We start from the raw sequence: 15,497 nt of genomic DNA, 5'->3' as shown, positions 1-15,497 counted from the left end.
AAAGAAATCAAAATTGGCGCCGATAGTAAGTCAGTACCCGATTCCGGGGCTGATCTACAGTTGAGACCCGCCATTTGCGAGGTGAGCAATGGGCACAGTACACACAGCAATGCCGCCACAAACCCTGTACGTCACGATCCGTCGCGATGAACTGCGTCAGTTGAAGGACGAACGCGACCAACTGAAGCAGGAACTGGCGCAATTGCGCGCGTTGACCCAGGGCGCTCAGCCCAAGCCGCGGCCGGTTGTCCTGCGCAACCCGCAAGCCTGATCCGCCCCCGCCTGTCTCGGGAACGGTAAACACCGTTCCCGACATGATGCCCCTCTCGTTTCAGCTGACAACTCACAAAGTTTTCACATCCGCTTGGTGATACTCCGGCGCATTCTGGCCGTGCGTACGCGTGCGGCTCCCGTTCGTCGGTTTCATGGATGTGCTCCGGCGGTGGTTGTGACGACTGAGCTGGAGTGCTGAATGGCATTGTTCAAACGCAGCAAAACGACTGCGACAGGTTTCGACTGGGCCGGGTTCATCTGGCTGTTCGTGTTCTTCTGGTATTTCTCGGGCATCACCCAACTGCTCATCCAGCTGACCGGCACCTCGGGTTTCACCGGGTTCCGCCAGGCGTTCGTGATGAGTGCCGTGTGGCTGGCGCCGATGCTGCTGTTCCCCAAGCGCACCAAACTGCTCGCCGCCGTGATCGGCGTGGTGCTGTGGGCCTGCTCGATGGCCAGCCTGGGCTACTTCTTCATCTACCAGCAGGAGTTTTCCCAGAGCGTCATCTTCATCATGTTCGAGTCGAACATCTCCGAAGCCGGCGAGTACATGACTCAGTACTTTGCCTGGTGGATGATTCCGGCGTTTCTCGCGCACACCGCTTTCGCCTACTTCCTGTGGACACGCCTGCGCCCGGTGTACATGCCCCGTGGCCGCGCGTTCGTGGCTGCGATGGCGATCCTGCTGGCCGTGGTCGGCTATCCGCTGATCAAGCAGACCCAGCGCACCGGCAGCTTCGCCGGCGGTTTCGAGAAGTTCGAAACCCGCATCGAGCCAGCCGTGCCATGGCAGATGGCCGTGGCCTATCACCGCTACCTCGAAACCCTGGGCGACATGCAGGACATGCTGCACAGCGCCAGCAAGATCCCGCCCCTGCATAACCTCAAGGACGCCGGCGCCAATCAGCCAGCGACCCTGGTGCTGGTCATCGGCGAGTCGACCAACCGCCAGCGCATGAGCCTCTACGGCTACCCGCGCAAGACCACGCCGGAGCTGGACAAGCTCAAGGATCAGCTGGCGATTTTCGACAACGTCATCACCCCGCGCCCGTACACCATCGAAGCGCTGCAGCAGGTGCTGACCTTCGCCGACGAAGAAAACCCGGACCTGTACCTGTCCACGCCGTCGCTGGTCAGCATGATGAAACAGGCGGGCTACAAGACCTTCTGGATCACCAACCAGCAGACCATGACCAAGCGCAACACCATGCTCACCACGTTCTCCGAACAGGCTGACGAGCAGGTGTACCTGAACAACAACCGCAACCAGAACGCCGCCCAGTACGATGGCGACGTGATCGAGCCGTTCAACAAGGCCCTGGCCGATGCGGCGCCGCGCAAGCTGATTGTCGTGCACCTGCTGGGCACCCACATGAGCTACCAGTACCGCTATCCGCCGACCTTCGACAAGTTCCAGGATCGCAACGGCGTGCCGGCCGGCGTGCGTGACGACCAGGTGCCAACCTACAACAGCTACGACAATGCCGTGCTGTACAACGACTTCGTCGTCTCGAGCCTGATCAAGGACTACGCCAAAGCCGATCCGAACGGCTTCCTGCTGTACCTGTCCGACCACGGTGAAGACGTGTTCGACTCGGCAGGGCACACCACCCTGGGTCGCAACGAAAACAAACCGACGGCGCCGATGTACACCATTCCGTTCATGGCCTGGGCCTCGCCGAAGTGGCGCGAGACCCACGACTGGAACTTCGCGGCGGATCTGAGCCGCCCCTACAGCAGCTCGCACCTGATCCACACCTGGGCCGACATGGCCGGGCTGAGTTTCGACGAACTGGATCGTAGCAAGAGCCTGGTCAGCGACAGCTTCAAGCCGCGTCCGCTGATGATCGGCAACCCCTACGAACGCGAACAGCGGGCCTTGATCGACTTCAGCTTGATGAAGCCGAAGAAGCCGACAGAAGCCGCGCCGAAGGTGGTTCAGCAGTAACGGAAAGGGGCCAGGACAGGCCCCTTTTTCATGCCTGCCACATTCCGCAAACAATAATATTTCTCGTTTGCGACTAAATCGCTTCCCGCCTCCTCGTCTTTGAAGCAACGGATTTTTCCCTCGAAGACAAGGAGTCGGCTGCGATGTTCGCGCCCATCACCCGTTCCATGACCCTCACCCTCGGCCTGTGCAGCGTTGCCTTGAGCCCGGAACTGCTGGCTGAAACCGACACAGAAAACCCGTCGCCCGCCGCTGCGCCGGCACTCGAGCTGGCCGCGACCAGCGTCAACGCCCAAGGCCTGGGCAACACCACCGAAAATACCCAGGCCTACACCACCGGCGCCATGAGCACGGCTACGCGTTTGAACCTGTCGATCAAGGAAACCCCGCAGTCGGTTTCCGTCGTCACCCGTCAACAGATGGATGATTTCAAACTCGGTACATTGTCCGAAGCCATGAGCCAGACCACCGGCATCGTCGTGCAGCACAACGACTCGGATCGGGTCAGCTATTCGTCCCGCGGCTACTCGATCAACAATTTCCAGATCGACGGGATGCTCAACACCTTCCAGTACATGAAGTCCGATTCGGACACCATCATCTACGACCGCATCGAAGTGGTCCGCGGCGCCACCGGCCTGACCACCGGCGCCGGCGACCCGTCGGCGACCATCAACATGGTGCGCAAACGCCCGACCGCACAATGGCAGGCTCAGGCCGGTGCCAGCGGCGGCAGCTATGACGATTACTACAGTTACGTCGATGTCGGTGGCCCGCTGGCCTTCGACGGCCGTCTGCGCGGGCGCAGCGTGCTGGCCTACCGCGACCAGGGATCGTTCCGCGACAAGTACGCGCTGCAACGGGAAGTCGGCTACGGCATCCTCGAAGCGGACCTGACCGACTCCACCGTGCTGGCGGTCGGTTACGACTATCAGGACAAACAGGTGCAAGGCTCCTCGTGGGGCACCTTGCCGTACTGGAATGCCGATGGCAGCAAGGCCAGCCTCGGGCGCTCGACCAACATGGCAACGTCCTGGAGCTCCTGGCCACTGCGCGACAAGACCGCGTTCGCCACCCTCGATCAAAGCCTGGCCGGCGACTGGCACCTGAAAGCCGCCTATACCCATCGCAAAAGCGACACCGACGGCAAGGTCTACTACGCCGGCGCCGGTTTTCCCGAACCCGATCGCAGCGGCATGACCGCCTACACCTCGCACATGATCGGCCCGCAGCGCATGAAGGCGTACGACTTCAACCTGTCCGGTCCCTATTCGCTGCTGGGTCGCGAACACCAGATGATGATCGGTTATGGCGAAGCCGAACGCAGCTCCAGTTCGCCCTTCACCGTCGACGGCGCGGTTACCGGCGACTACAGCATCATTCGCGACTGGAAGTACATGGGCGACATCGCCAAATTCCCGGATACGGTAACCGGCCTTAACAGCTCGAAAGAAAGCACCGAACAAAAGGCCGGCTACCTCGCAACCCGCCTGACCCTGACGGACGACCTGCACGCCGTGCTCGGTGCGCGCTACGGCAGCTGGAAGGCATCGAAGACCGACAACACATTCAATGACAACCTACAACTGCAAAGCGTCGATGCCAGCCGCCAGCAGCACAACGACATGTGGACGCCCTACGCCGGCCTGCTCTATGACCTGACGCCCGAGTACACCGTTTACGTCAGCTACACCGACATCTTCAAACCGCAGACCTACCGCGACGCCAACCGCAAGTTCATCGAACCGATCGTCGGCAGCAACTATGAACTCGGGCTCAAGGGCAGCCTGCTGGACGAGCGTCTGAACCTGGCCACCGCCGTTTTCTGGAGCAAGCAGGACAACGTGGCCGAAGTGGATGACTCCGTTGCGCCGGATCCGGTGACCCAGGAAGAGTTCTACAAGTCCGGCGGCAAGGGCAACAAGGTCAACGGTTTCGAAGCCGAGGTGTCCGGCGAGATCCTCGACGGCTGGAACATGACCGCCGGCTACACCTACACCCACTCGGTCAATGGCGAGAAACAGCGCAGCAACACCAATCAGCCGCTGAACCTGTTCCGCCTCTCCACGGCCTATCGCCTGCCCGGCAACTGGAATGCCCTGACCGTGGGCGGCGCGGTGAACTGGCAGAGCGATGTCTACGGCAACTCCAACCGTCCGGTCGGACGCGGCGCCAATGGCCGAATCATCACCGAGCGTGCGCGGATCAGTCAGGACGCCTACACGGTGGTCAAGCTGATGTCGCGTTACGAGTTCGACAAACACCTGTCGGCGTCCCTCAACGTCGACAACCTGTTCGACAAGAAATATTACGACAACGTCGGTTTCTACAACGGCGTGTTCTGGGGCGATCCTCGTACCGTCACGCTGAGCCTGGACTGGAAACTCTGACGCCCTTCCCTCACGACCTGCGCGCGTGATTCACGCGTGCAGCGTTCGTCCGATGCGCCGTGGAAACACCCGGTAAAACCTAAACTGAACGAGCGTTAACTTCTTGTTAATGCCCTCGACGGACACTGCGCCCCGAGGACCAGCTTCATGGACGAACGGCTCCGACATTTTTCGTAGGAGGCACCATGAAAACCACCACTGCAATCCTTGCCGGTCTACTCACGCTTGCATCCGCCAGCGCATTCGCCGAAGGCGGTGCCGAGCGCATGCAACATTACTGGAAAACCTTTCCGGTTCACGATAGCCAAAGCCAGCAACAGGCGGACGCAAAGTCCCGGGAGCTGCAGATTCCCGAAGACCAGACGGCACAAGTGACAGAGTCCTACCGTCCCTGACACCGATGGACCTGCGACGACCCGCTCCGGCGTCGCAGATGACAGTTGGGCGCCCTCCTCGGGCGCCTTTTTTTATGCCTGCAGATCCTTGATCCAGAACAGCATGCGCCCGTGATTGGGGTCGAACATGCCCGGCGCGAAGCCGAATTTGGCGTAGGCGTTCTGCGCCACGGCGTTGCCTTCGAGCACTTCCAGAGTGACCTTGCAGCAACCGCGCTGGCGGGCAATTTCCTCGACCTTGCACAGCATTTGCTGACTCAACCCCAGACCGCGAAACTTCGTCACCACCGACACGTCGTGCACGTTGACCAGCGGCTTGCAGGCAAACGTGGAAAATCCTTCAAAGCAGTTCACCAGCCCCGCCGGCTCACCACCGACAAACGCCAGGACACTGAACGCGTGGGGCCGCTTGGCCAGTTCGGCGGGCAGTTGCTGCAAGAGTTCCGGTGCAATGGGATGGCCGCCACCCATCGGGTCTTCGGCGTAATGATTGAGCACGACAGCGATGGCCTCGGCATGCACCGGGTTGGTGTAACTGGCTTGAAGCACAAGAATTTCTGCGGAATCCATTTCCTTCCTCGATCGCACTGAGCCCCGGCGCGCCTGATACGCGCTGATAGGCTCGGCGACCTTAGCGCGCGGCAGGCCTTGGCCACAACCGGGACATCTCAATGGCCCCAGATCAGCTCCTCGGTCCAGCCCAGCTCGGCGAAGTCCGCCGCGCGCAATCCGGCCTCGCCGACGCAGAAAAATTCGTCCAGTTGCGGTGGCTGCACCGACGTGTCGCTGAGCATGGCGTGCACCTGGCCGCGATGATGGATCTGGTGTTCGAACAGGTGCGAAATCATCCGCAGGCGGCTGTCGTGCTGCGGCGTGTCGCGGGCAATGGTGACGATGCGCCCCAGATCGGCATCGCGCAGTTGCTCGCAGTAGGCGATCAAACGGCGGTCGACCTGCGCCTGTTCATTGCGCAGAGCCTGCGCCTCGGTGAAGGGTTCGTCGGCATTGAAGAACACGTAGCAATCGGGATGCGGTTCCGCTCCACGTAATTCGCGCTCCAGCGCATCGACGTAGAACCAGTCGCAGGTGAGGATGTGATTGAGCGTCAGGCGGATACTGGGAAAGAAACTCACCCGCGGCGCGGCCAGATCAGCAGCGTCGAGCTGAGTCCAGGCCTTGGCCAGACGATGGTTGGCCCAGGCATTCTGATAGGCCATGGTCAGCAGATGATGGGACAGCGGCTGGGTCATGTGGCGCCCTCCTAGCTTCAGGTCTCGGCAAAGCGTTGCAACTGCATCTCCTGCAAACGGCTGAGCGTGCGGCGGAACGGAAATTCCAGGTAGCCCTCGGTGTACAGCGCCGCCATCGGCACTTGCGCCTCGATGTACAGCGGCACCTTGCGGTCGTAGCACTCGTCGACCAGCGCGATGAAGCGGCGCACGCCGTCATCGTGCACCGACAATTGCGGCAGCTCGCGGTCGCCGGCCACCACGCGCTCGGCGCCATCCTCGGTGCCGCGGGCGATCCGCCCTTCGCGCTTGCGGGCGCTGAGGTTCGGCACCTCGCTCAACAGGATAGCCCGGTAGGTGTCGCACAGCGCGATGAAATCCATGGCGGCGAAGGGCTGCTCGCAGAGATCGGCGTAGCGGCACCAAAGCACCGAATCGCTGGCCTGCACCACGTTCAAGGCGCGGTAACCGACCGGCACCGGTTCGGTACTGACGGTTTGCCCGGCGGCCAACGCATCGAAAACCTGGCCGAGCGCGCTAACCTGCCCCGCAACTGCGACCCAGTAACGCTGCTCGATGGCGCCAGGATGCAGGCGATGATCCTCGGCCCCGTTCACTGCAACCACTTGCATGTGCTGGTTGATCGCGGCAATCGCCGGCAGGAAGCGGTCACGGTTGAAGCCGTCGGCATACAGCTGATCCGGCGGCAGATTGGAGGTGCAGACCACCACCACGCCCTCGTCGAACATCACCTGGAACAACCGGCCGAGAATGATCGCGTCGCCGATGTCATTGACGAACAACTCGTCGAAGCACAGCACCCGCACCTCGGCAGCCAGCTCCCGGGCCAGTGCCCGCAGCGGATCGGCGATGCCGGTCAACTGGAACGAACGCTGGTGCACCCAGCCCATGAAGTGATGAAAGTGCTGACGCCGGGCCGGCACCCGCAGGCTCTGGTAGAACTGATCCATCAGCCAGGTCTTGCCGCGCCCGACCGGGCCCCACAAATACACGCCGGTGACCGAACGGGCACCGGCGTGCAAGGCTTCGTGGCATTTCTGCAAGGCCCACACCGCGTGCTCCTGGGCTTCATCCTGGATGAAGCCCTTGTGCTCGACGGCATGTTGCCAGGCGCTCAAAGGGGAGTCGAAAGTCATGCGCGGCAGTATGCCACGATGGCTACAGGGAAATATCCAGGCGCGCGATTTTGCCCTGTTCGTTGAGGCGGAACGTATAGCGAAGCTGCAGCGGGCTGCCGGGAAACGTCCCGGAAATCAGCCCCTGCACCAGCACTTTGCCGGTGCGCTGCTGGACGCCCAGCACTTCGACCCGCGGCTGATAGCGCTGGGCGGTGTCTTGCATCCAGTCGGCAATGGCTTGCGGGCCGACCTGATGATGGCCTTCATCGAACACATGGGCATCCTCGGCAAAAAAACTGCCGACCCGGGACGTATCGCGAGCATTGGCGGCGTTGATGTACTCAACGATGGCCGGGGCGAGTATCGAGGTGGGATGAAACATGAGTACAGCTCCTTTTTTCGGGTTCTGTCGCCATCCTAGAACAGCCCTGTGTCAGTTCTTGTCAGGAGTGAAACGCCCGTTTTCGTCCAGTTGCATCTGCCGCTGCCAGGTGCGCAACAGGTCGCTGCGACGCCCCGGATAGCGCTGGCCCTGTGCACTGGCGGCGGCAATCCGGTCGGTGCGAAAGGTGCGATAGGCGCCGCGCAATTCACACCACGCGACGATGATCCGCACCTCGTTGAGAAAACCCAGCGCCAGGGGCCAGATCAAGCGCTGGCTCCGGACCTGTTGCGCGTCGGCGTAATCGATGTGCAGCTTGGCCTGATCGCGGATCGCATGACGGAAAACGCTCAATGGCACCGCATTTTGCGGAAAACCGTAACCCGGCGGCCCGGGCATCACCGTTGGATTGCGCAGTGCTTCCTGGGCCTGCGGATCGAGCACCGCGGCAATTTTCGCCAGCGCATCGGCAGCAGCCTTGCTCAGCACCTCGTCGCCGCGCTGATCGACATAACGCAAACCCAGCACGATGGCTTCGGTTTCGTCGGCGTTGAGCATCAGTGGCGGCAAAAACAGACCACTGCGCAACACGTAACCGATGCCCGCCTCGCCATGGATCGGCGCCCCGAGGGCGGTCAGTTCGGCGATGTCGCGATAGAGGGTACGTTCGGAGATGTCCAGCTCAGAGGCCAGCGTCGCGGCGGTCACCGGGCGCTTCTTGCCACGCAGCACTTGCAGCAGGGTCAACAGACGAGTGGTTCGCGACACGGTGTGTGGCTCTGGGCAGAAAATTGGCCGGAGCTTAGCAGAGCCTGGTGTCAGAAACTGTCAGGAGCGTTCACCAGGCTCAGAGGGGGATCATGCGTCGACTTTGTGCCTCGCCGCGTACAGGCAGAGCATCTCCATGGCCAGGGTCGCCGCCGCCAGGGACGTCACGTCCGCATGGTCATAGGCCGGTGCGACTTCCACCACGTCCATGCCGACCAGGTTGATCCCGCGCAGGCCGCCGAGGATTTCCAGCGCCTGCAGCGTGCTCAGGCCACCGCACACCGGCGTGCCCGTACCCGGCGCAAAAGCGGGATCGAGGCAGTCGATATCAAAGGTCAGGTACACCGGGTGATCGCCGACCCGGGCGCGGATCGCCTCGACAATCGCCTCACAGCCGCGCCGATGCACTTGCCGCGCGTCGAGCACCTGGAAACCCTGGTGATCGTCGTTGGTGGTGCGCAGGCCGATCTGCACCGAGCGCGCTGGATCGACCAGCCCTTCCCGCGCCGCGTGCCAGAACATGGTGCCGTGATCGACCCGCTTGCCGCCCTCGTCCGGCCAGGTGTCGCTGTGGGCGTCGAAGTGGATCAGCGCCAGCGTGCCGTGCTGGCGGGCATGCGCTTTGAGCAGCGGGTAGCTGATGAAGTGATCGCCGCCGAAGGTGAGCATGGCGCTGCCGGAACCGAGGATGTGCTCGGCGTGGGCCTCGATGCTTTCCGGGATGGTGTGCGGCGAGCCGTAGTCGAAGTCGCAATCGCCGTAGTCGATCACCGCCAGATGATCGAAGGGATCGAACGTCCACGGCCAGTGGCGTTCCCAGGCAATCCCGGTGGACGCCGCGCGGATCCCCCGTGGCCCGAAACGGGCACCCGGACGGTTGCTGGTGGCGGTGTCGAACGGTACACCGCTGACCGCCACGTCGACACCGCGCAAGTCGCGGCTATAGCGTCGGCGCATGAAACTGGTGATCCCGGCGTAGGTGCTTTCGGCAGCAGTGCCGTAGAGGCTGTCGCGGGTCAGGGCCTGGTCGTTTTGCATTGGCACGTCCATCGATGGGTTTCCTTGTCGTTATTGATGGCTACGGAACGTGGTCCACAGGCGAGTGCGCTGGCGCATGTCCTTGAGGCTCATGCTGTGGTCGGCGTACAGCCGTTCGCGCACTTCGGGTTTCGGGTAGATGTCCGGATCGTTGCGCAACGCTTCATCCACCAGCGGCGTGGCGGCCTGGTTGGCGCTGGCGAAGAACAGCGTGTTGGTCAGCGTCGCCACGGACTCGGGGCGCAGCATGAACTCGATGAACGCCCGCGCGGCTTGCGGATGGGGAGCGTCCTTGGGAATCGCCAGGTTGTCCTGCCACACCAGCGTGCCTTCCCGCGGAATGCGATAGGCCACTTCGAACGGCTTGTTGGCCTTGCGTGCCTGATCGGCGGCCATGCTCGCGTCACCGTTGTAGGTCAGTGCCAGGCACACGCTGCCGTTGGCCAGGTCACTGATCTGCCGGCCGGTGGCGACGTACAGCACTGACGGCTGCAACTTCTGCAACAAGGCTTCGGCGGTGGCCAGATCGGTCTTGTCAGTGCTGTAGGGATCTTTACCGAGATAGTGCAGCGCGAGGCCTATCACTTCCTGCGGCGAATCGAGAATGGCGATCCCGCAATCCTTGAGCTTGCTGGCGTATTCAGGCTTGAACAGCAGATCGAGGCTGTTCAGCGGCACATCCGGCAGCCGCTGTTTGACCGCTTCGACGTTCATGCCTAGCCCCAGCGTGCCCCAGGTATACGGCACGCCATAGCGGTTGCCGGGGTCGACTGCGGCGAGTTTTTCCAGCAGATCCGGGTCGAGATTGACGTAGCCCTTGAGCCCGGCATGGGGGATTTCTTGCAGCGCTCCAGCGGCCAGGCCTCGGGCCAGCACGCTCGAGGACGGCACCACCACGTCATAACCGCTGCCGCCGGTGAGCAACTTGGTTTCCAGCACCTCGGACGTATCGAATGTGTCGTAGCGCACGTGGATGCCGCTTTCTTTCTCGAAGCGTTGCAAGGTGTCCGGGGCAATGTAATCGGCCCAGCTGTAGAGGTTGAGGGTCTTGTCCTCGGCCTGGGCGACAATGGACACGGACAGCAACAGCGCGGGCAAACACAGCTTGAACGAGGGAGCCATGACGAACACCTGACCGAAGGAAGTGGTGGCAGGATGCGCCGTCGGATACATTGCAAAAATATCAAGTCAATTAACCTGACTTTACTCTGGAGTAATGTGATGCTCGGCCAGCTCCACGACATCGATCTGCAGCTGCTGCGCCTGTTTGTCCGGGTGGTCGAGTGCGGCGGCTTCAGTGCCGCCCAAGGCGAATTGGGCTTGAGCCAGTCGAGCATCAGCCAGCAGATGGCCCGATTGGAAACCCGCCTCGGCTACCGCCTGTGCAGCCGCGGCAAGGGTGGTTTCAGTGTCACGCCCAAGGGCGAGCAACTGCTGATCGCGATTCGCAGCCTGTTCGAATCCATCGAAACCTTTCGCCATCAGTCCAACGGTGTCGCCGGGCGCTTGATCGGCGAGGTGCGCCTGGGCGTGTCGGAAGCCGTCGACCGCTCGGTGCTGCAACGGGTGGCCGCGGCCATCCGGCGCTTTCGCGAGCGCGACGAGTCGGTGCGCATCGAGCTGATCAGCGCCATGCCCGGCGAGATGGAACGCCTGCTGTTGCAACAACGGCTGGACCTGGCCATCGGTTACTTCTCACTGGCGCAGCGTGCATTCGATTACCGCCAGTTGTTCAGCGAAACCCAGCATCTGTATTGCGCCCCCGGCCATCCTCTGTTTCTTGTGCAGGAACCCGATGACGCCGCACTGCAGGCCTGCGACCGGGTCGATCACCCGTACCGTTTCCTGCGCAGCGACGAACCGTTCCAGGGCAAGCTCTGCTCGGCGCGTGCGGAACAGGTCGAGGGTACGCTGACGTTCATTCTGTCCGGCAGGCACGTTGGATATCTGCCGGATCACTACGCGCGCAGCTGGCAGGACCAGGGCCTCCTGCGGCCGTTGCGCGCGGGCGAGCTGAGTTTCGAGGTGGCGTTTCACCTGGCCCGGCACCGGGCGCAGGTGCCGGGCGATGCGCAAAAGGCGTTCGAGGAGGATCTTCTCGCGGCGTTCGCCTGAGCCCGGAAACGCTCGCAGCGGCGCCAGAGCCGGCTTCATCGGCACGGAAGATGGCAGCCAGTCGCGAGCCGCGATCTGTGCCGCGCCCAATAAAAGCTGACCTTTCAGGCAGTTTTATTGCGTTGCCCTCGCCGCCCTCTTCCGGCATCCTGCGCCTCCATTTTCTGACCGGCCGCGCATTGCGGCGCGCACACCACCATGACCGTCTCTGAAAAAGCCCCGCGCAACAACGACCTGATCTACGGCCTCAACGACCGCCCGCACTTCACCGCCACGGTGTTTGCGGCGCTGCAACACGTGCTGGCCAGCTTCGTCGGGATCATCACCCCGACCCTGATCATGGGCGGCGCCCTCGGCCTGCACAGCGAAATTCCCTACCTGATCAGCATGGCGCTGTTCGTCTCCGGCCTTGGCACCTTCGTCCAGGCGCGACGCTTCGGCCCGATCGGCTCCGGGCTGCTGTGCCTGCAAGGCACCAGTTTTTCCTTTATCAGCGTGATTCTCAGCGCCGGCTTCATGGTCAAGGCGCGTGGCGGCGGCACCGATGAAATCCTCTCGACGATCTTCGGCGTGTGCTTCTTCGCGGCGTTCATCGAGGTGGTGCTCAGTCAGTTCATCGGCAAACTGCGCATGCTGATTACCCCGGTGGTGACCGGCACCATCATCACCCTCATGGGCCTGTCGTTGATCAAAGTGGCGATGACCGACATCGCCGGCGGCTTCGGCGCGCCGGACCTGGGCGCGGCCAGCCATGTGTTCCTCGCGGCGCTGGTGCTGGGCACCATCGTCGTGCTGAACCGGGTCGACGTGCCGTTCCTGCGCCTCGGCGCCATCGTCATCGGCCTGACCATCGGCTACCTGGTGGCGTGGCTGATGGGCCAGGTGGATTTCGCCAACCTGCCGACCGTGCCGGTGTTCAGCGTGCCGGTGCCGTTCAAGTACGGTTTCAACTTCGACTGGGTGGCCTTCGTACCGGTGGCGGTGATCTTCCTGGTGTCGCCGCTGGAAGCCGCCGGTGACCTGACCGCCAACTCGATGATTTCCCGCCAGCCGGTCAAAGGCCCGCTGTATATCCGCCGGATCAAGTCCGGGCTGCTGGCCGACGGCCTCAATTCGGCCATGGCCGCCGTCTTCAACAGCATGCCCATGGTGACCTTCGCGCAGAACAACGGGGTGATTCAGTTGACCGGCGTGGCCAGTCGCTACGTGGCGTTCTTCATCGCCGGCCTGCTGGTCCTGCTCGGCTTGTTCCCGATGATTGGTGCGGTGTTGCAATTGATGCCCAAACCGGTGCTCGGCGGCGCCGAACTGGTGATGTTCGGCACCGTGGCCGTGGCCGGAATCAAGATCCTCGCCGAGGCCGGCCTGCACCGGCGCAACATGCTCATCGTGGCGATTTCCCTAGGCATGGGCCTGGGTATCGCCGCCGTGCCGGAAGTGCTGCGGGAACTGCCGCAGGCGCTGCGCAACATTTTCGAATCGCCGATCACCGTCGGCGCATTGTGTGCGATCGTGCTGAACATCTTTCTCCCGGAAGAATTCATCGAACTGGAAGAAGACGACTTCGACCCGGAAGCTTCTATTCTGCAAGTCATGGAAAACCCGGAAATCCCGGCCAAGGCTGAACCCGCGACGCCTGCTGCGGTCGCACAGTTGAACCGCTGAACCTGTCCGCGTCCTGCCACAAAGGGCTGAACCGGTAGCGGTTCAGCCCTTTTTTGTCGAGACCATCATGCGCCGAATCCAAGCCGTCATCCTCTCCTTGCTGTTGCTCTCCCTCAGCGCCTGCGCGTTGTTTCCCAACCGTGATCCGGTGAACATCAATGTCGTCGGTCTCGAACCGCTGCCGAGCCAGGACCTGGAAGTGCGTTTCGCCATCAAGTTGCGGGTGCAGAACCCCAACGAAACAGCGATCGAGTACAACGGCATTGCCCTCGACCTTGACGTCAATGGCCATTCCCTGGCGTCGGGCGTCAGCGATCAGCGCGGCTCGATCCCGCGATTCTCGGAAACCATTGTCAGCGTGCCCGTGAGCATTTCCGCATTCTCGGTGCTGCGCCAGACTCTGGGCCTGAGTCAGACGCAAACCCTCGACAACCTGCCCTACGTCCTGCGCGGCAAACTCGCCGGCGGTGTGTTCGGCACCATGCGCTTTCAGGACAGCGGCAAACTGAGCCTGCCAAAATCCACTGCCGCGACCTGGTAGAGATGGGGTAGCCTGCGTCGTTCAATGCTTGATCGAAGGAGCGATGCCGCCATGGAAGACACCCCGACCCTGTACACCGAACGGCTGATCCTGCGCCCCCTGCAACTGGCTGACGCCGAGGCGATCCAGCAGCAGTTCGCACACTGGCAAGTGGTGCGCTACCTCAACGCTGCCGTGCCCTGGCCGTATCCGGAGGATGGGGCGCTCAGCTACCTGCGCGACATCGCCCTGCCCGCCATTGCCCGCGGAGAGGAATGGCACTGGACGATCCGTCTGCAGTCGGCGCCAGAGCAGTTGCTCGGCAATATCAGCCTGATGGATCAGGCCGACAATCACCGTGGTTTCTGGCTGGCACCCGCCGCGCAGGGCCAGGGCCTGATGACCGAGGCCTGCGCAGCAGTAACGCGCTACTGGTTCGAAACCCTTGGCCGACCGCTGATGCGCGTACCGAAAGCGGCGCCGAACATCGGTTCGCGCAGAATCTCCGAACGCACCGGCATGCGCTTGATCGGCACCGACGAAGACGATTTCGTCGGCGGGCGCTTCCCCCGCGAGCTGTGGGAAATCACCCGTGAGGAATGGCTGCAGCAGCAGTCATGACCCGTCGGCACAAGTGCCAGCGCCGCTGCCGGCTGCGATTCTTGCAATCGCCGCCGGCGGCGGCACCAGCGGTTTAAACAGTGAAGCGCACGCCGGGTTTGGCCCGTTCGTCCACGCTCAGTTCGAACACGTCCGGGCGCGCGTAGTGGCCGACCACATCGTAGTCGTAACGCGCGCGCACCAGTTCAGCGGTGTCGATCTGCGCAGTCAGCAGCCCGGCGCCACCGCGCAGCGGCCCGGCCAGCACATCGCCCATCGGGCCGACGATGACACTGCCGCCGGCAATCAGCGGGCGATCCGCCGGCCAGTTGGCCACCTCGATGCCCAACTCATTCGGCGAGGCCTGGACCTGGCAGGCACTGACCACAAAGCAACGGCCTTCATGCGCGATATGGCGCATGCTCACCTGCCACATCTCGCGTTCATCCACGGTCGGTGCACACCACACTTCAATACCCTTGGCGTACATCGCCGTGCGCAGCAACGGCATCATGTTTTCCCAGCACACCACGGCGCCGAGCTTGCCCACCTGCGTATCCAGCACCGGCAACGTCGAGCCGTCGCCCTTGCCCCAGATCAGCCGTTCGGTGCCGGTTGGCATCAGTTTGCGATGCTTGGCGATCAACCCGGCCTGCGGATCGAAATACAACGCAGTGCAATACAAGGTGCTGCCGGCGCGCTCGATCACCCCGATGACCAGATTGGCCCCGGTGCGGGCCGACAATCCGGCCAGCGCTTCGGTTTCGGCGCCCGGCACATCGATCGCATTGGCGAAGTAACGCGCGTAGGCCTCGCGCCCCTCGGGCAGTCGGTAGCCCAACTGCGTGCCGAAGCCCTCGCCCTTGGGATAACCGCCAAGCACCGCTTCAGGCATCACGACCAGTGCGGCGCCGGACTCGATGATCGCCGCTTCCCAGCTCAGGATCTGTTCCAGGGTTTCACCCTTGCCACCGGGCAAGGCGCCGATCTGCAGGGCGGCAACAACGGATTTGGGCATGACATTCACTCCAGCTG

Annotated in this window: 16 protein-coding genes; 8 read left to right on the top strand and 8 right to left on the bottom strand. The window is 62.6% G+C overall.

Translation table 11 applies throughout. The features are described 5' to 3' along the window. Positions 1-88 precede the first annotated feature (88 nt). From QRN70_RS01640 to QRN70_RS01625, 4 genes are all read left to right on the top strand, one after another. Complete coding sequence (locus QRN70_RS01640; protein ID WP_285415477.1) at positions 89-271, top strand: DUF6026 family protein; 183 nt, start codon at positions 89-91, stop codon at positions 269-271. 201 nt (positions 272-472) lie between these two features. Continuing rightward, the gene (locus QRN70_RS01635) at positions 473-2,221 is read left to right on the top strand and encodes a phosphoethanolamine transferase CptA (RefSeq protein ID WP_285415476.1); all 1,749 of its coding nucleotides are present in this window, start codon (positions 473-475) and stop codon (positions 2,219-2,221) included. A 143-nt stretch (positions 2,222-2,364) separates the two neighbouring features. Then, a complete protein-coding gene (locus tag QRN70_RS01630) occupies positions 2,365-4,611 on the top strand; it encodes a TonB-dependent siderophore receptor (protein ID WP_285415475.1) in 2,247 nt (748 codons plus the stop codon). A 185-nt stretch (positions 4,612-4,796) separates the two neighbouring features. After that, complete coding sequence (locus QRN70_RS01625; RefSeq protein WP_285415474.1) at positions 4,797-5,006, top strand: DUF2790 domain-containing protein; 210 nt, start codon at positions 4,797-4,799, stop codon at positions 5,004-5,006. 72 nt (positions 5,007-5,078) lie between these two features. Here the strand turns inward: QRN70_RS01625 and QRN70_RS01620 are convergent, their stop codons facing one another. The 7 genes from QRN70_RS01620 to QRN70_RS01590 all read right to left on the bottom strand — a co-directional run bounded on the left by QRN70_RS01620 (position 5,079) and on the right by QRN70_RS01590 (position 10,684). Further along, positions 5,079-5,576, bottom strand: coding sequence for a GNAT family N-acetyltransferase (locus tag QRN70_RS01620; RefSeq protein WP_285415473.1), 498 nt, complete (start codon positions 5,574-5,576; stop codon positions 5,079-5,081). Positions 5,577-5,674: 98 nt separating this feature from the next. Then, complete coding sequence (locus QRN70_RS01615) at positions 5,675-6,256, bottom strand: DinB family protein (protein WP_285415472.1); 582 nt, start codon at positions 6,254-6,256, stop codon at positions 5,675-5,677. A gap of 17 nt (positions 6,257-6,273) precedes the next feature. Further along, positions 6,274-7,392, bottom strand: coding sequence for a cell division protein ZapE (gene zapE / locus QRN70_RS01610; protein WP_285415471.1), 1,119 nt, complete (start codon positions 7,390-7,392; stop codon positions 6,274-6,276). Positions 7,393-7,414: 22 nt separating this feature from the next. Beyond that, the gene (locus QRN70_RS01605) at positions 7,415-7,756 is read right to left on the bottom strand and encodes a nuclear transport factor 2 family protein (protein WP_285415470.1); all 342 of its coding nucleotides are present in this window, start codon (positions 7,754-7,756) and stop codon (positions 7,415-7,417) included. A 51-nt stretch (positions 7,757-7,807) separates the two neighbouring features. Continuing rightward, positions 7,808-8,524, bottom strand: a complete 717-nt coding sequence (locus QRN70_RS01600) for a helix-turn-helix transcriptional regulator (RefSeq protein ID WP_285415469.1) — start codon at positions 8,522-8,524, stop codon at positions 7,808-7,810. A gap of 90 nt (positions 8,525-8,614) precedes the next feature. Then, the gene (speB, locus tag QRN70_RS01595) at positions 8,615-9,574 is read right to left on the bottom strand and encodes an agmatinase (protein ID WP_285415468.1); all 960 of its coding nucleotides are present in this window, start codon (positions 9,572-9,574) and stop codon (positions 8,615-8,617) included. An 18-nt stretch (positions 9,575-9,592) separates the two neighbouring features. Beyond that, positions 9,593-10,684, bottom strand: a complete 1,092-nt coding sequence (locus QRN70_RS01590) for a polyamine ABC transporter substrate-binding protein (protein ID WP_285415467.1) — start codon at positions 10,682-10,684, stop codon at positions 9,593-9,595. Positions 10,685-10,783: 99 nt separating this feature from the next. On the opposite strand from QRN70_RS01590, the gene QRN70_RS01585 reads away from it, so the two are divergent. The 4 genes from QRN70_RS01585 (at position 10,784) to QRN70_RS01570 (ending at position 14,483) form a co-directional block, all read left to right on the top strand. After that, a complete protein-coding gene (locus tag QRN70_RS01585; protein ID WP_285415466.1) occupies positions 10,784-11,677 on the top strand; it encodes a LysR family transcriptional regulator in 894 nt (297 codons plus the stop codon). Positions 11,678-11,875: 198 nt separating this feature from the next. Next, on the top strand, positions 11,876-13,342 hold the full coding sequence (locus QRN70_RS01580) for a nucleobase:cation symporter-2 family protein (protein ID WP_285415465.1): 1,467 nt from the start codon (positions 11,876-11,878) through the stop codon (positions 13,340-13,342). 67 nt (positions 13,343-13,409) lie between these two features. Continuing rightward, positions 13,410-13,883: an LEA/WHy family protein gene (locus tag QRN70_RS01575; RefSeq protein WP_285415464.1), complete on the top strand. Its 474-nt coding sequence runs from the start codon at positions 13,410-13,412 to the stop codon at positions 13,881-13,883. Between the two features lie 51 nt (positions 13,884-13,934). Then, on the top strand, positions 13,935-14,483 hold the full coding sequence (locus QRN70_RS01570) for a GNAT family N-acetyltransferase (protein ID WP_285415463.1): 549 nt from the start codon (positions 13,935-13,937) through the stop codon (positions 14,481-14,483). 73 nt (positions 14,484-14,556) lie between these two features. On the opposite strand, the gene QRN70_RS01565 is transcribed toward QRN70_RS01570, so the two are convergent. After that, positions 14,557-15,480 carry a carbon-nitrogen hydrolase family protein gene (locus tag QRN70_RS01565; protein WP_285415462.1) on the bottom strand — a complete coding sequence of 308 codons (924 nt, stop codon included), beginning with the start codon at positions 15,478-15,480 and terminating at the stop codon, positions 14,557-14,559. Between the last annotated feature and the right edge of the window lie 17 nt (positions 15,481-15,497).

Origin of the sequence: Pseudomonas sp. efr-133-TYG-5 (assembly GCF_030209175.1) — a bacterium.
GTDB lineage: Bacteria > Pseudomonadota > Gammaproteobacteria > Pseudomonadales > Pseudomonadaceae > Aquipseudomonas.
This window is presented reverse-complemented; position numbering and strand designations above follow the sequence as displayed.

What these genes read in the sequence shown, in the direction of transcription:
- QRN70_RS01640 (WP_285415477.1), top strand. Translation starts at nt 89, where the DNA reads ATGGGCACAGTACACACAGCAATGCCGCCACAAACCCTGTACGTCACG.
- QRN70_RS01635 (WP_285415476.1), top strand. Translation starts at nt 473, where the DNA reads ATGGCATTGTTCAAACGCAGCAAAACGACTGCGACAGGTTTCGACTGG.
- QRN70_RS01630 (WP_285415475.1), top strand. Translation starts at nt 2,365, where the DNA reads ATGTTCGCGCCCATCACCCGTTCCATGACCCTCACCCTCGGCCTGTGC.
- QRN70_RS01625 (WP_285415474.1), top strand. Translation starts at nt 4,797, where the DNA reads ATGAAAACCACCACTGCAATCCTTGCCGGTCTACTCACGCTTGCATCC.
- QRN70_RS01620 (WP_285415473.1), bottom strand. Translation starts at nt 5,576, where the DNA reads ATGGATTCCGCAGAAATTCTTGTGCTTCAAGCCAGTTACACCAACCCG.
- QRN70_RS01615 (WP_285415472.1), bottom strand. Translation starts at nt 6,256, where the DNA reads ATGACCCAGCCGCTGTCCCATCATCTGCTGACCATGGCCTATCAGAAT.
- zapE (WP_285415471.1), bottom strand. Translation starts at nt 7,392, where the DNA reads ATGACTTTCGACTCCCCTTTGAGCGCCTGGCAACATGCCGTCGAGCAC.
- QRN70_RS01605 (WP_285415470.1), bottom strand. Translation starts at nt 7,756, where the DNA reads ATGTTTCATCCCACCTCGATACTCGCCCCGGCCATCGTTGAGTACATC.
- speB (WP_285415468.1), bottom strand. Translation starts at nt 9,574, where the DNA reads ATGGACGTGCCAATGCAAAACGACCAGGCCCTGACCCGCGACAGCCTC.
- QRN70_RS01590 (WP_285415467.1), bottom strand. Translation starts at nt 10,684, where the DNA reads ATGGCTCCCTCGTTCAAGCTGTGTTTGCCCGCGCTGTTGCTGTCCGTG.
- QRN70_RS01585 (WP_285415466.1), top strand. Translation starts at nt 10,784, where the DNA reads ATGCTCGGCCAGCTCCACGACATCGATCTGCAGCTGCTGCGCCTGTTT.
- QRN70_RS01580 (WP_285415465.1), top strand. Translation starts at nt 11,876, where the DNA reads ATGACCGTCTCTGAAAAAGCCCCGCGCAACAACGACCTGATCTACGGC.
- QRN70_RS01575 (WP_285415464.1), top strand. Translation starts at nt 13,410, where the DNA reads ATGCGCCGAATCCAAGCCGTCATCCTCTCCTTGCTGTTGCTCTCCCTC.
- QRN70_RS01570 (WP_285415463.1), top strand. Translation starts at nt 13,935, where the DNA reads ATGGAAGACACCCCGACCCTGTACACCGAACGGCTGATCCTGCGCCCC.
- QRN70_RS01565 (WP_285415462.1), bottom strand. Translation starts at nt 15,480, where the DNA reads ATGCCCAAATCCGTTGTTGCCGCCCTGCAGATCGGCGCCTTGCCCGGT.